Here is a 19,500-nt window from a genome sequence, read left to right on the forward strand (position 1 = left end):
GTCTTACCTCTGCTGTTCCAGCTGTGCTTGTTTGGTCTTGAGGGTGCGGCGCAGTTCAACCTTCCGGTTGAACTGCTTCTCGGTTCGGAGCTTGCGCTCCAGAGTCTTGATCTCGCGTTCGAGCTTGCTGACGGTCTTCAGTCTGTCAGCGACCTCCGACATTCCTTCGCCAGGCCGGACCTCAACGTTGGAGAGGGGTTCGAGCAGGGCTGCGTAGAGGGCAGGCAAGGTGATGGCGGTCGGTAGCGGTTGGCGCTCAGTGTCGGCGGGCTGCCATCCGGTGGTGAAGTACTGACTGATCTTCGGGGCACCCGCACCGAGCTGCTTGTGGGCGGCGATCATGCGGGTCTCGCACACACCGGCGACGTCGCGGTTGACCTCGAAGATAATCGGACGAGGTATCGACTTGTCGATTGCGCTCAGTACCTGCTCGGAGACGTCTGTGTCCTTGACGTCAACCTGGAAGACCGCGACATCGGGGACCTCGGCAGTACTCTCCAGGTTGATGCTTGCCTGGGCCAAGTCATAGGTCCAGATCACGCGGTCGACCTCGGAGATAAATTTCTCCCGCAACGCAGTGTTGACGCTGGCGTGTTCGTAGAACTTCTCCTTGGGCACCCGCCGCCCAAAGTGGGCTGCGCTGGGCCACTGGTACAGCAAGTCAGTCACCAGGACTCACCTCGTCTGTGGAGGTGACGACGGCAATGAACGCGGTGAGTTCGAAGTCGTCGAGCCCGGCGATGGTCTGGGTGAGAGCAGTGGTGGGCCCTGGAGTGAACAGGCTGTCGATGTCACGTTCCTCGGTGACGTCGATCATCGAGTGAATTGCATCCGTCAGCAGCTGAGAGTATGTGCTCATATCCGCGCCGTCGCGGGTCGCCTCGTTGAACGCACGAACCGCAATGGGGACCGGCTCGTCATAGGGTCGGCATCCGGTGCGCAGCAGATCTAGCAGATGCTTGGCCTCGGTGTGGTCGGCGATCACCTGGCCGTCCTCGTCGAGATAGACGAGGTAGTGCGGGTGGAGTCGGTTGCCACGGTTCCCGTTCTTCCCAGTGAGCTGAGTCTCGTCCGCATTGACGTTGCGCAACGCGAAGATCACCCCAGGGACCAGCCCCTTGGCAGGGTCGGCGGGAACTACGGCATGCAGGCCCTTCGGGACGGTGGCCAGGTCACCGTACTGCTTGATGTATCCGAGCAAGTCCATGCGGAAGTCGTTGAGCCCTAGGTCAGTGATGGAGACCCCGGTGCGGACATCTTCCAGCTCAATGACTTCGTCTTGGAGCTTGCGGAGCTGTTCCTTACGGAAGGCCGCGTCAGGGTCTTCCTGTGTGAGGACGTTGTCGTCGGCAGTGCCCGCGATGTCGGCGATGACCATCCGGTTCTCGACGCGTTCCTTAAGGTTGATGTACTCATCGAGGGAGATGTCGGGCCAGAAGTTCACCAACTGGATGACCTGGTTGGTGGACCCGATGCGGTCGATGCGTCCAAACCGTTGGATGATGCGCACCGGGTTCCAGTGGATGTCGTAGTTGATCAGGTAGTCGCAGTCCTGGAGGTTCTGGCCCTCGCTGATGACGTCGGTGCCGATCAACACGTCCAACTCACGGGTCTCTCCAGGCATGGTCAACTCGCGCTGTTTGGAGCGAGGGGAGAACAGGGACATGATCTGCTGGAAGTCGTAGCCCTTCCCCAGGGTGGCGTGCGCACGGTTGCCGCCGGTGATGACCGCCGTCTCTAACCCTGCGGTGGCGAGTGCAGGCGCGAGGTTCTTGTAGAGGTAGTCGGTGGTGTCCGCGAAGGCGGAGAACACCAGCACCTTGCGGTTGCCGGGGTTGATCGGATGCTGCTCTTTCGAGTGGATGATGTCCTTGAGCTTGCGGAGCTTGAGGTCGTGGTCGGGGGTGACCTTGTTCATCTCGTCGAGGAGTTCGCGCAGGGTCTCGCGATCGTTCCACAGGTCGCGCTGCCAGGACTCGATGTCGAGGTCGTCCAGGTCGATGCGGATTTTCTCACCGACGGAGAGAGCCTCGATGTTGGCATCGTCCTCGTCGTCGATGTCGAAGTCTTGGCCTGCCATGTCCGGGACAAGATCGGCAAGGTTTCCAGCGTGGTTGCTGATCCTGGACAGGGTGTGCGTGACAGAGCCTTGGACCTTACCCAGCGTCAGGCGGAAGGCCTCAACTGAGCTTTCCAGGCGCTTGAGGAGGTTGACGGTCATGAGCTGCTTGAGGCCTTGCTCGCGGCCTGCCTGACCCAGATTCGACCGGGCGTTGCCTGCGGTGACGTCGTAGAGGTCCTCGTACTTGCTGCGACGGGATGGGAACACGTAGGCCAGCGGGGTGTAGACGGCCAGGGTGAGGGCCTGGAGCTGTTCGAAGATGTCGTTGAATCCGGGCACGTCTGGGAGGTCGGTGAGCGGTTCACGCACGGAGATGGGCGTGAGGCGTTCGGGGAAGGCACCGATCTCGGTGGTGTCGTAGAAGGCCTGGATGTGCTTGCGCGACCGGGCGATCGTCACCGAGTCCAGAAGTTCGAAGAAGTCGAAGTCCAGCATCTTCAGAATCTGGTCCGTGGTTCGCTGCTCGGCGTCGAGCTTGGACCATTCGTTGAAGACCCGTTGGGCGTCAGAGAACACTTTCTCCACGCTGGTGGAGATGTTCAAATGCTTGGCGAGGTTCTCCGACTCGCCCTCGTAGGCGAGCTGGAGCTGGTTCTTCAGGTCGTTAAACCGGTTATTCACCGGGGTAGCGGACAGCATGAGGACCTTGGTCTTCACGCCCTCCTTGATGACCTGGCGCATGAGGCGCTGGTAACGCGACTCCTTCTCTTCCGCGTAGTCGGCGTTGCGGAAGTTGTGGGACTCATCGATCACCACCAGGTCGTAGTTGCCCCAGTTGATGCGGGCCAGATCCAGGCCAAGGGACTCGCCCTTCGTCCGCGACAGGTCGGTATGCGCGAGGACGTCGTAGGCGAAGCGATCCTCGCGGAAGAGGTTGGTGGTGTAGTTGGAGTTGTAGTTCGTCCAGTTCTCCGCCAGCTTCTTAGGGCACAGGACCAGCACGGACTTGTTGCGCAGCTCGTAGTACTTGATGACCGCCAGGGCAGTGAAGGTCTTGCCCAAACCGACGGAGTCCGCGAGGATGCAGCCATTGTAGGTTTCCAGCTTGTTGATGATGCCCGTGGCGGCGTCATGCTGGAAGTTGTACAGGCTCTTCCAGACCTTGGTCTCCTGGTAGCCGGTGCGGTCGTTGGGGAGGACGTCATCGTTGATGTCGTCAAGGAAGTCAGCGAACAGGTTGTAGAGGATGAGGAAGTAGATGCGCTCTGGGGAGTTCTCCGCGTACACCGTGGCGATGTGGTCGCAGACCGCCTGGGTAACGTCGTCGAGCTGCTCCGGGTTGTTCCAGATCTGGTCGAACAAGGCGAGGAACGATTGGGTTTCAGCCGCACCCTCGAACTTGGTGACGACGTTGGAGACGGCCGGGCCCTTCTCATAGCCCAGGTCAGTGGTGGTGAACCCTTGGATCGGGAAATAGGCGGCGCGGTCGTCGACTGCGGCTAACGGCTGCATGGGGCTGCCCGTTGCGTTGGAGCGGAAGGTGACCTTGCTGCGCACCCAGTCCGCGCACTCCCGCGCGATGGCCTTCTGCGTGAGCTTGTTGCGCAGTCGAATCTCGAACTCTGACCCAGCAATCGCCGACTCGGCATGCCCGGCGGGGATGAAGAATTGACGGCGCTCCTTGCGAACCTTGTCAGTTACGTCCTCGGCCACGAACGACGGGGACGTGAAGATGAACTCCAGCTCGTCAACCCGTTCCAATTCCTTCTTCAGTGCCTCGAAAGCGAAGATGGAGAACGTGGAGGCAGCGATCCTGACCTTCGACCCACTGGCCAGAACCGTCTTGAGGTCATCGCCCAGACGGTCGTTGACGTTGTTGATGATGCGCACGTGAGTCAGTCACCCGCCTGGGTGGAGTCCGAGTCGGCGGCGCCGTCGTTGCGGACCCAGTCGTCGACCTCGGTGGCTTGGAACTTCCAGAGGCGGCCGATCTTGTGGGCAGGCATGCCCTTGTCGGCGATCCACGTATAGATGGTGTCCTTGGTGACGCCGAGGTGGGCGGCGATGTCGTCTGCTGACAGCCACGGCTCGGTCACGTTGGTCCTCCCTCGACGGTGCCGGCCCCACCGGCTGGGACACCGTGCTGATTCTACCGAATCAGACCCCGTTTGTGCGGAGATGTGCCACCGAAGCTGGGTGCACTTCGAGCGTGGATTGGCGAAAATGAGGTATGGAGAGGATTTTCCCGGGCAGCGCGGGCGCTGTCAGGCAGCGGGCACCGGGGCCGATCCATGTCGAGACGGAGTCCTCTGCCCGGGTGGTGGAGCCGGTGGCGTACACGTGCCTGAGGTTCATGCTGGTGCGGGAGGGCCGCCTGTTGGTGCACTCTCGCCACGGGACCGCCCATGCCCGGCCGGGGATGCTGGTGATCGTGTGCGCCGGGACCCTGTGTGGGGCGATCCCCGAGCCCAGCGCCACGGTGACGACCGCGTTCGTGAACCTGGACTACCTGCTGGACCAGCTCACGTGGCGGCTGAACGGGCTGCTGCGGGATCGTCACGAGGCCGAGCTGATCGCCGCCAAGGCGTTCCGCCACAACATGTGGGCCACCACCCCGCCCGCGCAGGCGACGTCCGACATGCTGGACCTGCTGGACCGCACCGAGGCCATCCAGAACGCTGGGGGCGGCTTCTACGACATCGAGGCGGTGTTCGCCGGATTCCTGGCCGAGCTGGTGCCGTTGATGCCGTATCGGGAGCTGCCCGGCGAACCCGTCGTGTCCTTGGCCGGGGACGGCGTGGGCGGGAGGTTCCCGCCGATGCGCCCTGAGATCATCGCCGTGGGGGACGCCATCCAAGCCAACTTGTCCCGCAAGTGGTCGCTGGAGGACATGGCGCAGGTCGCTCACATTTCCGGGCGGCACCTGGCTCGCGTGTTCAACGAGTCCTACGGGCTGCCGCCGGTGCAGTTCCTGGCGGCGCTTCGGGCCAAGGAGATGGCGCGCCTCCTGCGTGAGAAGCCAGGATGGTCGGTGGAGGCGGTGGGCCGCCAGGTCGGCTGGGAGGGCCGTTCGCATGCCCGCCACCAGTTCGTCCGCGAACTCGGGCTGTCGCCCGATGAGTACCGTCGGCGGGCTCATGGTCTGGATCTGGCCATACCTGGACCGGAAACGGACGAGAACACCCCCGACCCCTCGTAGAACCCACTGTCGCGTTGCTATGAGTGAAGGATGCGTCAGGTGTCACGCCGGGTCCCTGACGGCCAACCCCGCCAGCGACCCCGACCGCTGGGCACCCGTTTCACAACTGTACTGACCGTCACCTTCTCGCAGGACTCCTCGGCGCACCTCATGGCCACAGCCCCACCCTGGGGCGCAGGCCGTGAGGCGGGAGGAGCGTGAGATGACACCACGAGGAGAGGTCCAGCAGGAGGCCCGTGAGGCCCGCCTCGACGAGCTGCACGACAAACTCACCGCGGCCGTCGACCAGCTCGTGTCCGGTGAGGACTGGAAGCGTGCGCTGGCGTTCGCCGCGAACTTCCGCTCGCGCAGTTTCAACAACACGCTGCTGATCTGGGCCCAGCACGCCGCCGCCTTTGAGCGCGGCCTGGTGCCCGACCCGACGCCGTCGTATGTGGCGGGGTACAAGCAGTGGCAGGGGTTGGGCCGCCAGGTCCAGAAGGGCCAGCCGGGCTATCAGATCATCGCGCCGGTCACGGGCCGGTTTGCCTCGGCGAACCCGCAGGATGCCGAGTCGTGGCGCAGGCTCGGGAAGCTCGAGAAGCCCCGGCCCGGTGAGACGGTGCGCTCGAAGATGGTCGGGGTGCGCCCGGCCTACGTGTGGGACGCCTCCCAGACCGCAGGCGACGACATCCCCGAACCGCCCCGCCCGCACCTGCTGGAAGGCGAAGCCCCAGAATGCTTGTGGGACGGGCTCGCCGCACAGGTGAAGGCCGCCGGGTTCACCCTGGCTGATGCCGCGTCGGCGTCGCAGATTCATGGGGCGAACGGGGTCACCGACTACCTCGCCCACACCGTCACCGTCCGCAGCGACATGGATGCCGCGGCACAGGTCAAGACTCTGGCCCACGAGCTGGGGCACGTGCTCATGCATGGGCCGGACAATCAGGAGGCTCGCCAGCATCGCGGGATCGGCGAGGTCGAAGCCGAATCCGTCGCCCTCATGATCGGCGCCGCGCACGGCATGGACACGACGAGCTACACGATCCCGTACGTCTCCACCTGGGCCGCCCAAGTGGAGGGACGCGAGCCTGCCGACGTCGTCAAAGCCACCGGCGAGCGGGTCCGGTCGGTCGCGTTGAAGATCCTCGACCAGCTCGACACCGCCCAGGTCGGCAACGGCACCCCGCCCGGACTCGAACGCGACAACCCCACCCGCGACAACCCGAGACAGCCCGCTGCTGCGGATCGGGCGGCACCGGCGCGGCGTGAGCCAGTACTCGCTGAAGCCAGGAGCCTGTGATGCCCGGCCTGTCCGCGTTCACACAGACGTTGATGCGCCTGCCGCCTGGAGCCTCATTGGCCGAGGCGGCGATGGCGCTGGCATCTGCTGGTATCCCCGTGTTCCCGGTCGCCGTCAGTGGGAAGGAGCCGCTGACCCGGCATGGCTTCCACGACGCCACCACGAACCTCGCTCAGATCCGCCACTGGTGGGCGTCAGCTCCCGGGGCGAACGTCGGGATGCCGACCGGCGCCGCGTCGGGTGTCGTTGTCGTCGACGTAGATGTCCACGGGCCCGCCGACGGCTACGTCGCCCTGGACCGCGCCGATCATGCCGGACTCTTGACGGGATGGGAAGCCCTCGTCCAGACGCCCACCAACGGGCTCCACGCGTACTACCCAGCCACCCCGGGCACCGAACAACGATCGTGGCAGGTCGCACGGGCTGGCATCGACTTCCGCGGGGACGGCGGATACATCATCGTCCCACCCTCCAGCCGAGTCATCGACGGCCAGCGCTGCGTATATCGGCTGGAGCAGGTGACCCGCGACCAGACGCAGCCCCTGGATGCGGGGCGGCTGCACCGGTTCCTCGATCCACCACCGCCACGGGCGCACGGCTCGCAGTCGCAGGCGATGGATCGTGGGGTGAATGTTGAACGTCTCGCCGCCTGGGTGGGGCGTCTTCAAGAGGGCGAACGCAACTACGGGTTGTTCTGGGCCGCCTGCACCATGGCCGAACACCACGTCCCACCGGGGCAAACTCTCGACGTGCTCACCACTGCCGGTGGCCAGGCGGGACTCTCCGTGCGCGAAGTGACAGTGACGGTGCGCTCGGCCTACCGCACCGTCACCACCGCACCCACCAGCAGTCCCATGGGCAGCTCACCAGCGCCAGTGCCTTCGTTGGACCGCTCACCACCGCTGCGTGCTCCTCTTCGGAGCCTGTCATGAACGCCACCGCAGGGCACCGCTCGGCGGTGATGACCGCGGTCGCGGGAACCGTGTTCATCGCCGCGGGCGCCTTCTGGCTCTCCTTCACCTCGCTCGCCGACCTGGCGCGGCGCTCAGGGATCGGTGCGGGGCAGGCGTGGGCGTGGCCGCTCATCGTGGACGGCATCATCGTCGTCGCCACGGTCGCGGTCGTCGCCCTGGCCGGAACCCGCACCTCCTGGTATCCCTGGGCGCTACTCATCGGCGGGGCCAGCGTGTCGGTGACGGCGAACGCGATCCACGCCGTCATCGCCGCCGATGCCGACGTCCCCAGCGTCCTCGCGGGTGCCGTTGCCGCTGTCCCGCCCGTCGTGCTCCTGGCCATCACCCACCTGACCGTCATCCTCACCCGACCACCCGAACCTCACGCCGGAGCGGAGCCTCTCGATGCTGTGGTCCGGATGAGGCCGGACATCGACGAAGCGTCGGCGGCGGATCTGATGCTTCCGGCCGACGTTCTGCCGTCACCTGCGCCAGCTTCCGACGAGCCCGGCCGTGAACCCGCACCGATCGGCGACGACTTCGGCCCGGAGGCCCCAGCGGATCGACGAGAGCGCGCCGCGGGCCTGCACGAAGCGGGGTGGTCGAACAAGCAGATCGCCCGCCAGCTCGGCGTCCACCCCTCCACCGTCGGCCGCTGGCTCACCGCCCACACCGTCGCAGACGCGCCAGTAGATGACGAGTCCGCCGACGAGACGGACACGAACAGCACATCCGAAGGCCTGAGTAATCAGGCCACCAACCACGAGGAGAAGTCATGAATACCGACGAGCAGACCCCCGACCCAATGGCCGGGGACATCGCAGGCGCCACGGGCGCACCGGACGCCATCGAAGCCCGCCACACCACCCGCCGGGCCGACCCCGTCATCGACCCGGCGCTGAGCCGAGAGCACCGAGTGGGGCGCGGGGTGGAGTGGGTGCGTCCCACCGACCTGATGGCCCGAACCGGCTCGCGCATGGCGCGCGCGGGGATCGACTTCCAGGCCGACATGGCCCGCCGATCCCGCCACGCCGCCACCACGAGCGCTCGCGCCCTGGCAGTGCGGGCCCGCAGGCTCCCGCCGGTCTCCGCGTTCGGCCGCGGGCACGCGGACCGCGCGACCACCCGCGATGTGGTCGGCATCCCCTGACCCCCAGCGGCCCGACCCGCAAGGGCGCCCGTTGCCCCGCTCGCTTGGCGGTGTGGGAGCCGGTGCGCACCTACGGGTCAAGGAGGTGCCACCAACCATGACCACCACGATCAAACACCCGGAGCACGGCGAGGACTTCACGACCAGTGAGGGCCTGCGCCACATCCTCGTCCGGCTCCACGCAGCGGGCCCGGCCAGCTGGGAACACGACCCCACCGCTGGTGCTCTCGTCTCGTATGCGGCCGACAAGTACGCGGGGCTGGCCCGCAAACACGGCCTCGACCCATGGGAGGCCGCCAGCGCCGCCTTCGAAGCGATGCGCAACGAATCCACCCGCACAGCGCGAGACCCCTGGGCCGTGGTCACCCGCGCCGTCCAGATCACCTGCGTCGCCGAGGAACGCGGCCAGGGCCTGCTGTGCTCGACCCATCAGGCCCGCCGCCGCAAGTACGAGGATGTCCACGACCCCGAGAGAATGTCCGACCGGGAGACCCCACTGTCGGACTACCACCCGTCCTTCCACGTCTACGACCACATCGACGACACCGACACCGAGGATGCCCGTGACGGCACGGAGCCGCATGCCCGGGAGTTGTCGGCCCTGAGTGCGGTCGATGAGTGCGTCGCCTTGTTCACCGGGTTCGGCTGGCCACCCGACACGGCCCGCACCGCGATCCACTACGTGACCACCACCCTGTCCAGGACTCGCTCGCGGATGTCGGCCTACGAGGCGCTGCGCCACGACAAGTACGCCCTGGCGTTCCTCGACCTGACGCGCAACACCTGGGCGGTCCTGCTCCACGCCCTGCTCGGGAACCCGCACCCCGCCTTGCAGGCCACGCCCGCCGGGCGCGGGATTCTCATGCGCCTGGTCATCGGGGAACCCGTCTGCTCGATCCTCCACGACGAGGACCTCATCCTCTCCATCGCCCTGGCGGCCCCGGGCAGGGCCAGGTGACATGCCATGGCCGCCACCGACGGGCACATCGAACTGGAACGGACCGTGAGTTCGATCCAGATCGGGGCACGCCACCGCCACGACCTCGGAGACCTCGACGCCCTCGCGGCCTCGATCCACAGGTACGGGCTGCTCCAGCCGATCACCATCACCCCCGACGGCATCCTCGTCTGCGGCGCACGCAGGCTCGCCGCGATCAGGAAGCTCGGGTGGGAGACCGTCCGAGTCTGGGTGCGCTCAGGCATCTCGGACCCGCTCGCACACCTGTTGGCCGAGCAGGACGACAACGTGCTCCACAAGCCGCTCACCCAACTGGAGCAGGCCGCCCTCTACCGGGAGATCACCGACCTGCTGCGCGAGGACGCCGAACGACGCCAAGAAGCGACCCGGTTCTCCAGTGAGCATCAGCCCGGAGACGACGGTCCCGCAAGATTTGCGGGACCGTCACAGTCTTCTGGGGAGCGCAGGAAGCAGGCCGCCGACCTGATCCCCGGCGGCGCCTCCTACGCCACGCTGGACAAGGTCACCTGGCTCCAAGACGCAGCCAACGATCCCGACCAGCCCGAGCATGTCCGCCGCCAGGCCGAACTGGAGCTGGAGAAGATCGAGCAGGGCGCGCCCGTGCATCCGGCATGGCAGCGCGTCCGCGACCTCACCACCACCTCCACCTCCCGCTCAGAGAACGCCGCGCGCCTGGCCGAAGAAGCACTCGCCAAGATCCGGGCCGAACAGCGCGCCGCGGGCAAACACCGTCCAGCCTCGTCGCGGCCGAAGGCACCCGTCGTTGAGGATCAGGAGGCGTGGCCGCCTCGCACCTTCGTCCACACCTGGCAGTCCTTCACTCCCGGCTGGTGGGACCACTTCGACGTCGCCGTCCTTGCCGACAAGCTCACCCGCACCGAAATCGACGAGTTCTTCACCTTCGTCGATCAGGCAACGGCCTTCGCCGACCAGATCCGCACCGCCCTCACCGGCCCCGCAGATGCCGAACAGCGGCCCAGGCTCACGGCCATCTGACGGCTCGGGGGCGCCCGGCGCACCTGCCGGTCATGAAGACTCCTGCTGACGCGCGAGCCCGCCGCCGACTCATCGCCCTCATCGCCACCGGCACAGCACTCGTGGTGCTGGTGGCGTTCGGCGCCTACGGACTCCTCACCGGCCCCACCCAGACCCCGACGGAGAACACGGCCCCGACACCAGCAGCACCGGCCTCCCCGGTGCCATCGCCTGGCTTCTCACCGACCCCCGCACGGCCGGTGGTGCCGCCAGTGCACGCCAGCCGGGACCCGGAGACCTTCGCGGGCAATGTCGCCCACGCCCTGTTCACGTGGGACACCACCACCGGGCTCATGCCCCTGGACTACACCGCCGCCCTCCTGAACGTCGGCGATCCCACCGGGACCGAGCAGGCAGGACTCGCAGCCGACATTGCCACCTACCTGCCCACCCGAGAGGCCTGGGCCACGCTGCGCCCCTACGCCACCACCCAGACCCTCACCATCGACTCGATCCGGGTCCCGGACTCGTGGGCGCAGGCCATCCAGCAGGCGCACCCCGGCCAGCTCCCCGAAGGCGCCACCGCCTACACGATCCACGGCACCCGGCACCGCGACGGCACCTGGAACGGGAAACCGACCTCGGCCGAACGGGACGTCGCGTTCACCGTGTTCATCGCCTGCCCTCCCGGTAAGGACTGCTACCTGCTGCGCCTGTCCGGGCTCGACAACCCCCTGAACTGAAAAGGGGCCACGTCATGTTGAAGAAGCTCGCCATTCTCGCCGCCGCCCTCATGTTCCTCGGGCCCGCCCTCGGACTCGTCGGCGTCGCCCTGGTCATGAACCCGGCCGCCAACGCCGCCTGCACCACCACCGGCAGCCCGGGCGTCAGTGTCGGGAACGTCCCGGAATCGCTGGAGGTGACGACCGCGGCCGGGGAGACGTTCACGCTCAACCACCAGCAGCTCACCCACGCCGCGATCATCATCACTGAAGGCTCCGCAATCGACGGCGTCACGCGGGATGGGCTCACGATCGCGCTCATGGCCGCGCTCACCGAGTCCACGCTGCGGATGCTCGCCAACACCGGAACCTACCCCGATTCCGGGGACTACCCGAACGATGGGAACGGCTCCGACCACGACAGTCTCGGCCTGTTCCAGATGCGTCCCCAATCCGGCTGGGGCACCGTCAAGCAGCTCATGGACCCCACCTACCAGGTCAAGGCGTTCTTCGGCGGACCCACAGGCCCCAACTACCCCTCACCCCGCGGCCTGCTCGACATCCCCGGCTGGGAGCAGATGGGCACAGGCGAGGCCGCCCAGGCCGTGGAAGTCTCCGCCTACCCCGACCGGTACGACAACTACGCGCCCGTCGCCGAGAAGATCCTCACCACCCTCACCGCCAGCGGCACCGGCAGCGGACCTGGCGCGAAACCGGTGGTCACGGCTGAGGCTTCGCGGGTCGTCTTTCCACTTCCGGAGGGCACCTGGGTGCAGACCTCGCAGTTCGGCCCGCGGGTCGACCCGATCAACGGGGAATCCCGCATTCACTCCGGCATCGACCTCGCCGCACCGCAGGGCACGCCCATCATGGCCGCGGCCGACGGGACCGTCACCGTCGCCCGCTACACCGAGGCGGGCGGAGGGATCATCGTCATCGAACACCGCATCGACGGCGCCACCCTCGCCACCGCCTACATCCACATGTGGCAGACCGGCATCCACGTCACCCCGGGGCAGAAGGTGACCGCGGGCCAGCACATCGGCGACGTCGGATCGTCCGGGCACTCCACCGGGCCGCACCTGCATTTCGAGGTGCGCCCCGGCGGCTCCGATAGTGAGGCCATCGACCCCGCGCCCTGGCTGAACCAGCACCACACTGCGGACCTGCCCGAAGCCACCGGCGGCACCGACAGCCGCGGCTGCTCGACCTCCACCACGGCGGGCGACCCCGCCGCCTTCCCTGGAGGCAACCCCGACACACTCGTGGACGATCCGACCATCGGAGGGCAGATCACCGCGCGCATGGCCTACGTCATGGCCCAGACGAAGCAGGCCTTCCCCGACACCTCGTGGTCCTGCTACTCACCGCGCACCGGCACCAAGTCCGAGCACCCCCTCGGTCGGGCCTGCGACATCACCTTCGGCAACCCCATCGGGAAGCGCCCCACCCCGGCGCAGCTCGCGGCTGGGTGGGAGGTCACCAACTGGGTCAAAGACCATGCCAAGACGCTCGGCGTCCAATACCTCATCTGGCAGGGAACCATCTGGAACATCGACCGCGACGCCGAGGGCTGGCGCCCCTACAACGGCGGCGGCATGCACGACCCCACCGACATCACCGGCGGCCACTACGACCACCTCCACATCACCGTCAAAGAAGGAGCCCTGCCATGAACGTGTTCCCCAACTTCGACGGCCTGAGCGGCATCGGCGACCTCAAAACCGTCATCGGCGCCGCCCTCACCATCGTCCTGGTCATCGCAGTCCTCATGATCATCATCTCCGCCATCATCTGGGCCATCGCGACAGGAACCGGCAACACCAGCGTCGCCGCCAAAGCCCGCGCAGGAGTCCTCGTCGCCCTGGGCGCAGCAGTCCTCGCCGGGGCCGCAGTCGCCTGGATCAACTGGCTCATCCACCTCGGCCAGCAACTCTGACCGCCACGCCACCGCCCGCCCCAGACCACGTCCGGGGCGGGCCTTCTGCTGCCGGGGGCGGTGGCGCACCTGCTGGTCGACCGCATTTCATCTGCCGCCCCGCGTGGGTGGCCGACCATCCGGGAGTTCCTCATGATCGACCTCGCAACTGTCTTCGCTGCACTGCCCGCATTGGTGCCGCTGGACATCAACATCAGCCCGAACGATTCCGGCCTGCCCGGCATCTCCCAGCTGCGCACCATCGTCGGCGCCGTCATGACCATCGGGCTCATCCTGTCGGTCCTCGCGCTCATCATCTCGGCGATCGTGTGGGGCTTCGGCGCCAACTCCTCCAACCCGCACCTGGCCGGGCGCGGCAAGATCGGCGTCCTCGTCTCCTGCGGTGCGGCGGTGATCTGCGGCGCTGCCGTCACGCTCATCAACTTCTTCTGGAACGTCGGCCAACAGGTCTAGCCCCATCCACCTACTCCTGGGAGGTTTGTGATGGGTGTCTGCGATGTTCCCGTCATCTCATCGGTGTGCGACGCCGCCGGAGAAGCCGCCGCCACCCTCGTCTCAGCACCCTTCGACTGGCTGGCCTCCACCATGGGGCAAGCCGCCGGGTGGCTCATCGAGGCCATGTGGAAAGTCTTCGACTCCACCACCCTCGTCGACGTCACCGCCAAGGGCTACCTGGACGTGTACAACCTGCTCTTCGGCATCGGCGTACTCATCGTCCTGCTGTTCTTCTGCTTCCAACTCATCCTCGGCCTCATCCGCCGAGAACCCTCCGCCCTCGCCCGGGCAGCCCTCGGCGCGGGCAAAGCCATCCTCGGCTCCTTCCTCGTCATCACGCTGACCGCAACCGCCCTGGAGATCGTCGACCAACTGTGCATCGGCATCGTCCAAGCCGGCGGAGAGACCACCGGGACCATGGGGGACAAGATCGCCCTGCTCACCGCGGGCCTCACCGGGATCAACATTGCCGCCCCCGGGGTGGGCGCGATCGTGACGATCTTCCTCGCCGGGCTCATGATCTGCGCCGTCGCCATCGTCTGGTTCAGCCTCCTGATCCGCAAGGCCCTCCTGCTGGTGGCGATCGTCCTGGCACCCGTCGCGTTCGCCGGAGCCGCCTGGGATGTCACCCGCTCCTGGATCGGCAAATGGGCGGCGTTCGTGGTGGCGTTGATCGTCTCCAAGCTCGTCCTCGTCGTCGTGTTCCTCATCGCCATCACCCAGGTCGCCACTCCGATCGAGGCGGACCTGTCGGCGGTGACCGAACCGATCTCGGGGATCGTGCTGCTGTTCATCGCCGCGTTCGCCCCCTACATGGTCTACCGGTTCATCTCCTTCCTCGGCTTCGACCTCTACCACGCGATGGGCACCGAGCAGGAAGCCAAGAACGCCCTCAACCAGCCCATCCCCGTCCCCTCCAAACCGCAATCTGACGGAGTGAAGAAGATCCTCGACGGCGGCGACGGCGACGGCGAAGGCTCGGGTGGCAGTGGTTCTCCGTCGCACACCGGTGGTCCCCCGCCCACGACCTCGGCGCCCGCAACAGGGTCGACCGCGGCCACCACCGAGACCGCCGGGGCCGGAGGTGGCGCCGCGGCCGCGGCAGGACCCGCCGCCGCAGTTATTGTCGCCGCCGAGGTCGTCAAAGACGCAGCCGAAGCCGGGCCCAAACTCGGTCACGAGGTCGCAGGTCAGGCCGAGTCCGCCGCTGACGCCGCCGACCAAACGGGCAGCCCCACGCCACCCGAACATGGCAACCCAGGCGCGCCGCCGCCGTCGGCGCCGCAGCCGAACCCGCCGTCCAGCGATCCCGCACCGCCACCAAGTCCGCCACCAGCTGAGCCGAAGCCGCCCTCCGATCCGCCAGCACCCCAGCCACCCAAGGAGTGACCCGTCATGACGTCAAGTAATGCTCCCGGCACGGAGCTGGTGCCGGTGAAGTTCTCCCGGCTGGCCCGCCGCGGCATCCTCCTTGGCCTGTCCGCCTCACAGCTCGTGACGCTGGGTGTCGGGGTGGTCTCCTTGGTGTGGGCGTTCTACGCAGGCGGCGGCATCCTCATCGCGCTGACCGCACCCATCTGGCTCCTGTCCGCAGCCTTCACCTGGATACCCCTCGCAGGACGGCCCATCGTCGAATGGGTCCCCGTCGGCTTCTGGTGGACGTGGAAAACCACCGGCGGCCAGCTGCTCTACCGCCGCCGCATCGTCACACCGCGCCCCGCGGGCACCCTCGCCCTACCTGGGGACACCGCGCGGCTGCGCGAATACCGCGACCCCATCACCGGGGCCGGTATGATCCACGACCCGACAGCTGCCACACTCACCGCCGTCATCTCCGTCACCCACCCGGCATTCGTCCTCCTGGACCCCGGCGAACAAGAACGACGCGTCACCTCCTGGAGCCGGGTCCTGGCCACCGTATGCCGCTCCGGGCGAGTAGCCATGCTCCAAGTCCTCGAACGCACCCTGCCCGATTCAGGCACGGGCCTCGCCGAATGGTGGTCCACCCACGGCACCCACGACTCATCGTGGGCCTCCACCACCTACAGTGAGCTGATCGACAGGGCCGGGCCCGCAGGCGAACGCCACGCGACCACCTTGTCCCTGTCCCTGGATATGAAGGCTGCCGCCCGGCAGATCCGCACCGCAGGCGGCGGCATCCGCGGCGGTGCCGCCGTCCTCCGCCAAGAAATGAACATCCTCACAGCGGCGCTGCGCTCCGCCGACCTGGCGCCGTCGACGTGGCTGACCTGCGGGCAGATCGCCGTCATCCTGCGCTCCGCCTACGACCCCGCCGTTGCAGCCACCCTGGAACGCCACGGGGAACTCGGCCAGAACCTCGCCACCGCAGGACCCGTCGCAGTCAACGAATCCTGGAACCGGCTCCGCACCGACTCCGCCCACCACGCCGTCCTCTGGATCAGTGAGTGGCCCCGCTCCATGGTCTACCCAGGATTCCTCGCACCCATCCTGCTGTCCACCGGCATCCAACGATCCTTCTCATTGCTGTGCACCCCGATGCGATCGGACCAGGCCGCCCGCGACATTCGCAAGAAGAAGACCGAATACATCTCCGACGCCGCGCAACGCCAGAGGATCGGGCAGATCGAAGACGCGAGCCAGACCGCCGAATACCACGACGTCCTCAAACAAGAAGCCGACCTCACCGCAGGCCACGGCGTCCTGCGCTACACCGGCCTCATCAGCGTCTCAGCCACCACCAGCGACGACCTCGACGCCGCCGTCGCCGCCATCGAACAAGCCGCCATCCAAGCCTCCTGCGAAACCCGGCTCCTCGTCGGCCAGCAAGCCCAGGCTTTCACTGCGGCGGCATTGCCGTTGTGTCGGCTCGTGTAGGGCCAGGCCTAGCTCTACATCCGCAACGTTGTTGGAGTACTGATTGATTTCCCACTGCCGAGCGCTGCCGACATGTAGACACCGCGGATCTGCTCGTGAAGCGCAGCCCTCGACGCGGCAACAAGCCGGTAGCCGAAGTCGGCCTCCATGTACCAGCTCTCGTTGGTGCCAGCCTCAAGTCGATGGGGAAGCGCAGGACCCAGCAGTTCGTTCTGCGGAACGACACTCATGTTCCCACCTCTCGTGCAGAGCGCAATCCGATCCACCGTGACTGGTGCGCGACCATGGTTGGTGACTTGTACTCCGATGATCTCAGGGCCATTGAATCCCTGTTCCCGGAGGCTCTCAAAATTGCGAGGTTCTCCGGATTTCTCAACGGGACCGGTAGCGAGGCCACCACGCCCTTGTACTCCGTGAAGCAGTTTTGCTTTCGGCCGTCCAGCGGATAGGAGCCACTGCGCAATCTGCCAACCAAGCGAGAGCCCTGCGACGAGAAGCGAGATGCTCGCAATGACGAGCGCAATGAAGTCCGAGTCCATGCCTCAAGCGTACGGACGGGCACCGACATTCCGCCGGAACGTCCGGCGCACCTGTCTCCCACACGACCATGAGGGAGGCTGTCATGCCCACGTTCTACGATCCCGGCGCGGACGCCGGGGAAGCATCCGAGGCGCTACGGGGACTGGCGCACGCCACCCGCACCATCGACCACCAGCAGGACATGTACTCGGTGCTCGGTGACCTGCTGTCGGGAGTGAGGTCGCTGCGGCAGGTCCTCGACCAACTCGCATCGGCTCACGCCAGCAGCCGCGAGCTGGCGTTCGACGACTACGGCGACCACGCATCCGGCTCTGCCGACGCTCTGGCCGCCGCGGACGAACTCCACCAGACCGCGACTTTGATCGACCAAGCAGAGGATCGGCTCAACGTCGCGATGTCGGCAGCCGGGCGGATCGCCTGGCACAGCGAACCCGCTACCAAACAAGTGCCGGTGCGTCGCTGGATCTCCGTGGTGTTCCTCCAAGGGCCGGAGGCCGATGAGGTGCTCAACATGATCGACCGCGACGGCCCCGACACCGCCATGGAGCACTTGAAGAACTGGGACTACGGGGACGAGACGACCGACGCGGCAATGGAGAACGGCCATGTCTACGACCTCCCACCCGCAGACATGCTGGATCGGGAAGTCCGAGACGGGGACTACCAGATGACCTACAACCACTCCTTCGGCCACGTCGGCCTCTACCGCCTCCACACCATCGAACCGGGCGACGTTCTCGACGACGAACCCACCCGTCCGGCCATGGCTCATGCTGAAGCGATGAGGGCGGTGCACGACGAGTCGTGGTTCGAGCACCCGGGCGTCACCGCGGTCAAGCAGTCGCGGGGGCTGGGACTGTGACCGCCCGGGAACCTGAGACCCTGCACACCGCCGTCCTCGTCGCACCCGCGAAGGAACGACGGCATCTGCGCAAGCAGCGCCGCAAGGCCGCAGCCCGGCTCCAGGCCGAACAGCGAGCCACCGAACGCGAAGCGGCACGCACGAAAGCCGACGCAGAGCGCGCCGAGCGGAAAGCGACCACGTACCTGCCCGCCGCCGGAGGACCCGGGCCTGCTCAGCTTCGTTCACCCGGACGGTTTCGGCTCCAGCGCCATCAGGACACCTCCGCCACCCTGGCCGGGGCCTACCCCTTCCTCGCAGAGGGCGGACTCGGTTCTGATGGGGTCTTCGTCGGGCAGGACCTCTACTCGGGCGGCAGCTTCGTCTACGACCCGTGGGTGCTCTACGCCCGCGGCGTCATCACCGCACCCAACCTCGTCCTCGCAGGCATCGTCGGCTCCGGGAAATCCTCACTGGCCAAGAGCCTCTACACCCGCTCACTCCCGTTCGGACGGCGAGTGTATGTGCCCGGAGACCCGAAAGGTGAACATACCGCCGTCGCCGAAGCAGTTGGCGGCCGGTCGATCGTCCTCGGCCACGGCCTGTCGACTCGGCTCAACCCGCTGGATGAGGGATACCGGCCCTCCGGGATGGACGATGCCGAGTGGGCGTCCACCATCGCCTCCCGCCGCCGCGACCTCATCGGGGCCCTCGCGGAAACCGTGCTCACCAGGCCCCTGTCGCCGTTGGAGCACACCGCCATCGACACCGCCCTGACCCAGACGGTGCGCGGCAATGATGTGCCGATCCTGCCCATGGTCGTCGACCACATCCTCAAACCCAGCACGTCAGCAGACCCGGACGGGCGACTTGCCGAGGACGGGCGCCTGGTGGGCCATGCCCTGCGCCGCCTGGTCGCAGGCGACCTGGCCGGGCTCTTCGACGGCCCCTCAACCGTCACCTTCGACCCCACGCTACCGATGATCTCCCTCGACCTGTCCCGGGTCGCCGAGAACTCCACGTTGATCTCAGTGCTGATGACCTGTTCCAGCGCATGGATGGAGTCCGCCCTCCTGGACCCGGCCGGTGGGCAACGGTGGTGCATCTACGACGAGGCATGGCGCCTCATGTCCCACCCCGCCCTCTTGAAACGGATGGATGCCCACTGGCGGCTCGCCCGCCACTACGGCATCGCCAACATGCTGATCTTCCACAAACTCACCGACCTGGAAAACGTCGGCGACCAAGGCTCCGCCATGCGATCCCTCGCCAACAGCCTCCTGGCCAATGCGGAGACCCGGATCATCTACCGGCAAGAATCCGACCAGCTCGGCACCACCGCCCGCACCCTCGGCCTGACCGGCACGGAGCAGAAGCTCCTGCCAGGGCTGGGCGTCGGGCAAGGCCTCTGGCGCATCAAAGACCGCTCCTTCGTCTGCCAGCACCAACTCCACCCCCACGAACTCGCGCTCTTCGACACCACGACCCGCATGACCAGCTGACCTCA

General features: G+C 66.8%; 19 protein-coding genes. 15 read left to right on the forward strand and 4 right to left on the reverse strand.

Features of this window, described 5'->3' with window-relative positions; translation table 11 throughout:
* Positions 1–3: 3 nt before the first annotated feature.
* Genes NQ036_RS05045 through NQ036_RS05055 form a run of 3 tightly spaced genes read right to left on the reverse strand, consistent with a single transcriptional unit; the run spans position 4 to position 4,158 of the window.
* Positions 4–669 (reverse strand): DUF4391 domain-containing protein, encoded by a 666-nt coding sequence (locus tag NQ036_RS05045; RefSeq protein ID WP_257057474.1) that lies wholly within the window; start codon positions 667–669, stop codon positions 4–6.
* A complete protein-coding gene (locus NQ036_RS05050; protein WP_257057476.1) occupies positions 662–3,952 on the reverse strand; it encodes a helicase-related protein in 3,291 nt (1,096 codons plus the stop codon). The genes NQ036_RS05045 and NQ036_RS05050 overlap by 8 nt, the downstream gene beginning before the upstream one ends.
* 5 nt (positions 3,953–3,957) lie before the next feature.
* On the reverse strand, positions 3,958–4,158 hold the full coding sequence (locus tag NQ036_RS05055; protein WP_257057478.1) for a helix-turn-helix domain-containing protein: 201 nt from the start codon (positions 4,156–4,158) through the stop codon (positions 3,958–3,960).
* 134 nt (positions 4,159–4,292) lie between these two features.
* On the opposite strand from NQ036_RS05055, the gene NQ036_RS05060 reads away from it, so the two are divergent.
* The 13 genes from NQ036_RS05060 (at position 4,293) to NQ036_RS05120 (ending at position 16,612) form a co-directional block, all read left to right on the forward strand.
* Positions 4,293–5,261 (forward strand): helix-turn-helix domain-containing protein, encoded by a 969-nt coding sequence (locus tag NQ036_RS05060; RefSeq protein ID WP_257057480.1) that lies wholly within the window; start codon positions 4,293–4,295, stop codon positions 5,259–5,261.
* A 202-nt stretch (positions 5,262–5,463) separates the two neighbouring features.
* Entirely contained in the window at positions 5,464–6,543 is a 1,080-nt protein-coding gene (locus tag NQ036_RS05065; protein ID WP_257057482.1) for an ArdC-like ssDNA-binding domain-containing protein, read from the forward strand.
* Positions 6,543–7,475 carry a bifunctional DNA primase/polymerase gene (locus NQ036_RS05070; RefSeq protein WP_257057484.1) on the forward strand — a complete coding sequence of 311 codons (933 nt, stop codon included), beginning with the start codon at positions 6,543–6,545 and terminating at the stop codon, positions 7,473–7,475. The genes NQ036_RS05065 and NQ036_RS05070 overlap by 1 nt, the downstream gene beginning before the upstream one ends.
* Entirely contained in the window at positions 7,472–8,275 is an 804-nt protein-coding gene (locus NQ036_RS05075) for a DUF2637 domain-containing protein (RefSeq protein WP_257057486.1), read from the forward strand. The genes NQ036_RS05070 and NQ036_RS05075 overlap by 4 nt, the downstream gene beginning before the upstream one ends.
* Positions 8,272–8,646 carry a hypothetical protein gene (locus NQ036_RS05080; RefSeq protein ID WP_257057488.1) on the forward strand — a complete coding sequence of 125 codons (375 nt, stop codon included), beginning with the start codon at positions 8,272–8,274 and terminating at the stop codon, positions 8,644–8,646. The genes NQ036_RS05075 and NQ036_RS05080 overlap by 4 nt, the downstream gene beginning before the upstream one ends.
* A gap of 97 nt (positions 8,647–8,743) precedes the next feature.
* Entirely contained in the window at positions 8,744–9,604 is an 861-nt protein-coding gene (locus tag NQ036_RS05085; RefSeq protein ID WP_257057489.1) for a hypothetical protein, read from the forward strand.
* Positions 9,605–9,610: 6 nt separating this feature from the next.
* Complete coding sequence (locus tag NQ036_RS05090; RefSeq protein WP_257057490.1) at positions 9,611–10,621, forward strand: ParB N-terminal domain-containing protein; 1,011 nt, start codon at positions 9,611–9,613, stop codon at positions 10,619–10,621.
* Between the two features lie 32 nt (positions 10,622–10,653).
* A complete protein-coding gene (locus NQ036_RS05095) occupies positions 10,654–11,343 on the forward strand; it encodes a hypothetical protein (RefSeq protein ID WP_257057491.1) in 690 nt (229 codons plus the stop codon).
* Positions 11,344–11,357: 14 nt separating this feature from the next.
* Entirely contained in the window at positions 11,358–12,998 is a 1,641-nt protein-coding gene (locus NQ036_RS05100; protein ID WP_257057493.1) for a M23 family metallopeptidase, read from the forward strand.
* Positions 12,995–13,261, forward strand: a complete 267-nt coding sequence (locus tag NQ036_RS05105; RefSeq protein ID WP_257057496.1) for a DUF6112 family protein — start codon at positions 12,995–12,997, stop codon at positions 13,259–13,261. Before NQ036_RS05100 ends, NQ036_RS05105 begins: the two co-directional genes overlap by 4 nt.
* A gap of 132 nt (positions 13,262–13,393) precedes the next feature.
* Entirely contained in the window at positions 13,394–13,714 is a 321-nt protein-coding gene (locus tag NQ036_RS05110) for a DUF6112 family protein (RefSeq protein WP_257057499.1), read from the forward strand.
* 30 nt (positions 13,715–13,744) lie between these two features.
* Positions 13,745–15,145 carry a conjugal transfer protein TrbL gene (locus tag NQ036_RS05115; protein ID WP_257057501.1) on the forward strand — a complete coding sequence of 467 codons (1,401 nt, stop codon included), beginning with the start codon at positions 13,745–13,747 and terminating at the stop codon, positions 15,143–15,145.
* A 6-nt stretch (positions 15,146–15,151) separates the two neighbouring features.
* Positions 15,152–16,612: an SCO6880 family protein gene (locus NQ036_RS05120; protein ID WP_257057503.1), complete on the forward strand. Its 1,461-nt coding sequence runs from the start codon at positions 15,152–15,154 to the stop codon at positions 16,610–16,612.
* 14 nt (positions 16,613–16,626) lie between these two features.
* On the opposite strand, the gene NQ036_RS05125 is transcribed toward NQ036_RS05120, so the two are convergent.
* Positions 16,627–17,151: a phosphoribosylamine--glycine ligase gene (locus tag NQ036_RS05125; RefSeq protein ID WP_119664842.1), complete on the reverse strand. Its 525-nt coding sequence runs from the start codon at positions 17,149–17,151 to the stop codon at positions 16,627–16,629.
* A gap of 83 nt (positions 17,152–17,234) precedes the next feature.
* On the opposite strand from NQ036_RS05125, the gene NQ036_RS05130 reads away from it, so the two are divergent.
* Both NQ036_RS05130 and NQ036_RS05135 read left to right on the forward strand, forming a co-directional pair.
* On the forward strand, positions 17,235–18,014 hold the full coding sequence (locus NQ036_RS05130) for a hypothetical protein (RefSeq protein ID WP_257057531.1): 780 nt from the start codon (positions 17,235–17,237) through the stop codon (positions 18,012–18,014).
* Positions 18,011–19,495, forward strand: coding sequence for an ATP-binding protein (locus NQ036_RS05135; protein ID WP_257057532.1), 1,485 nt, complete (start codon positions 18,011–18,013; stop codon positions 19,493–19,495). Before NQ036_RS05130 ends, NQ036_RS05135 begins: the two co-directional genes overlap by 4 nt.
* The last annotated feature ends 5 nt before the right edge of the window (positions 19,496–19,500 follow it).

The organism is Brevibacterium sp. 91QC2O2 (assembly GCF_024580695.1).
GTDB lineage: Bacteria > Actinomycetota > Actinomycetes > Actinomycetales > Brevibacteriaceae > Brevibacterium > Brevibacterium moorei.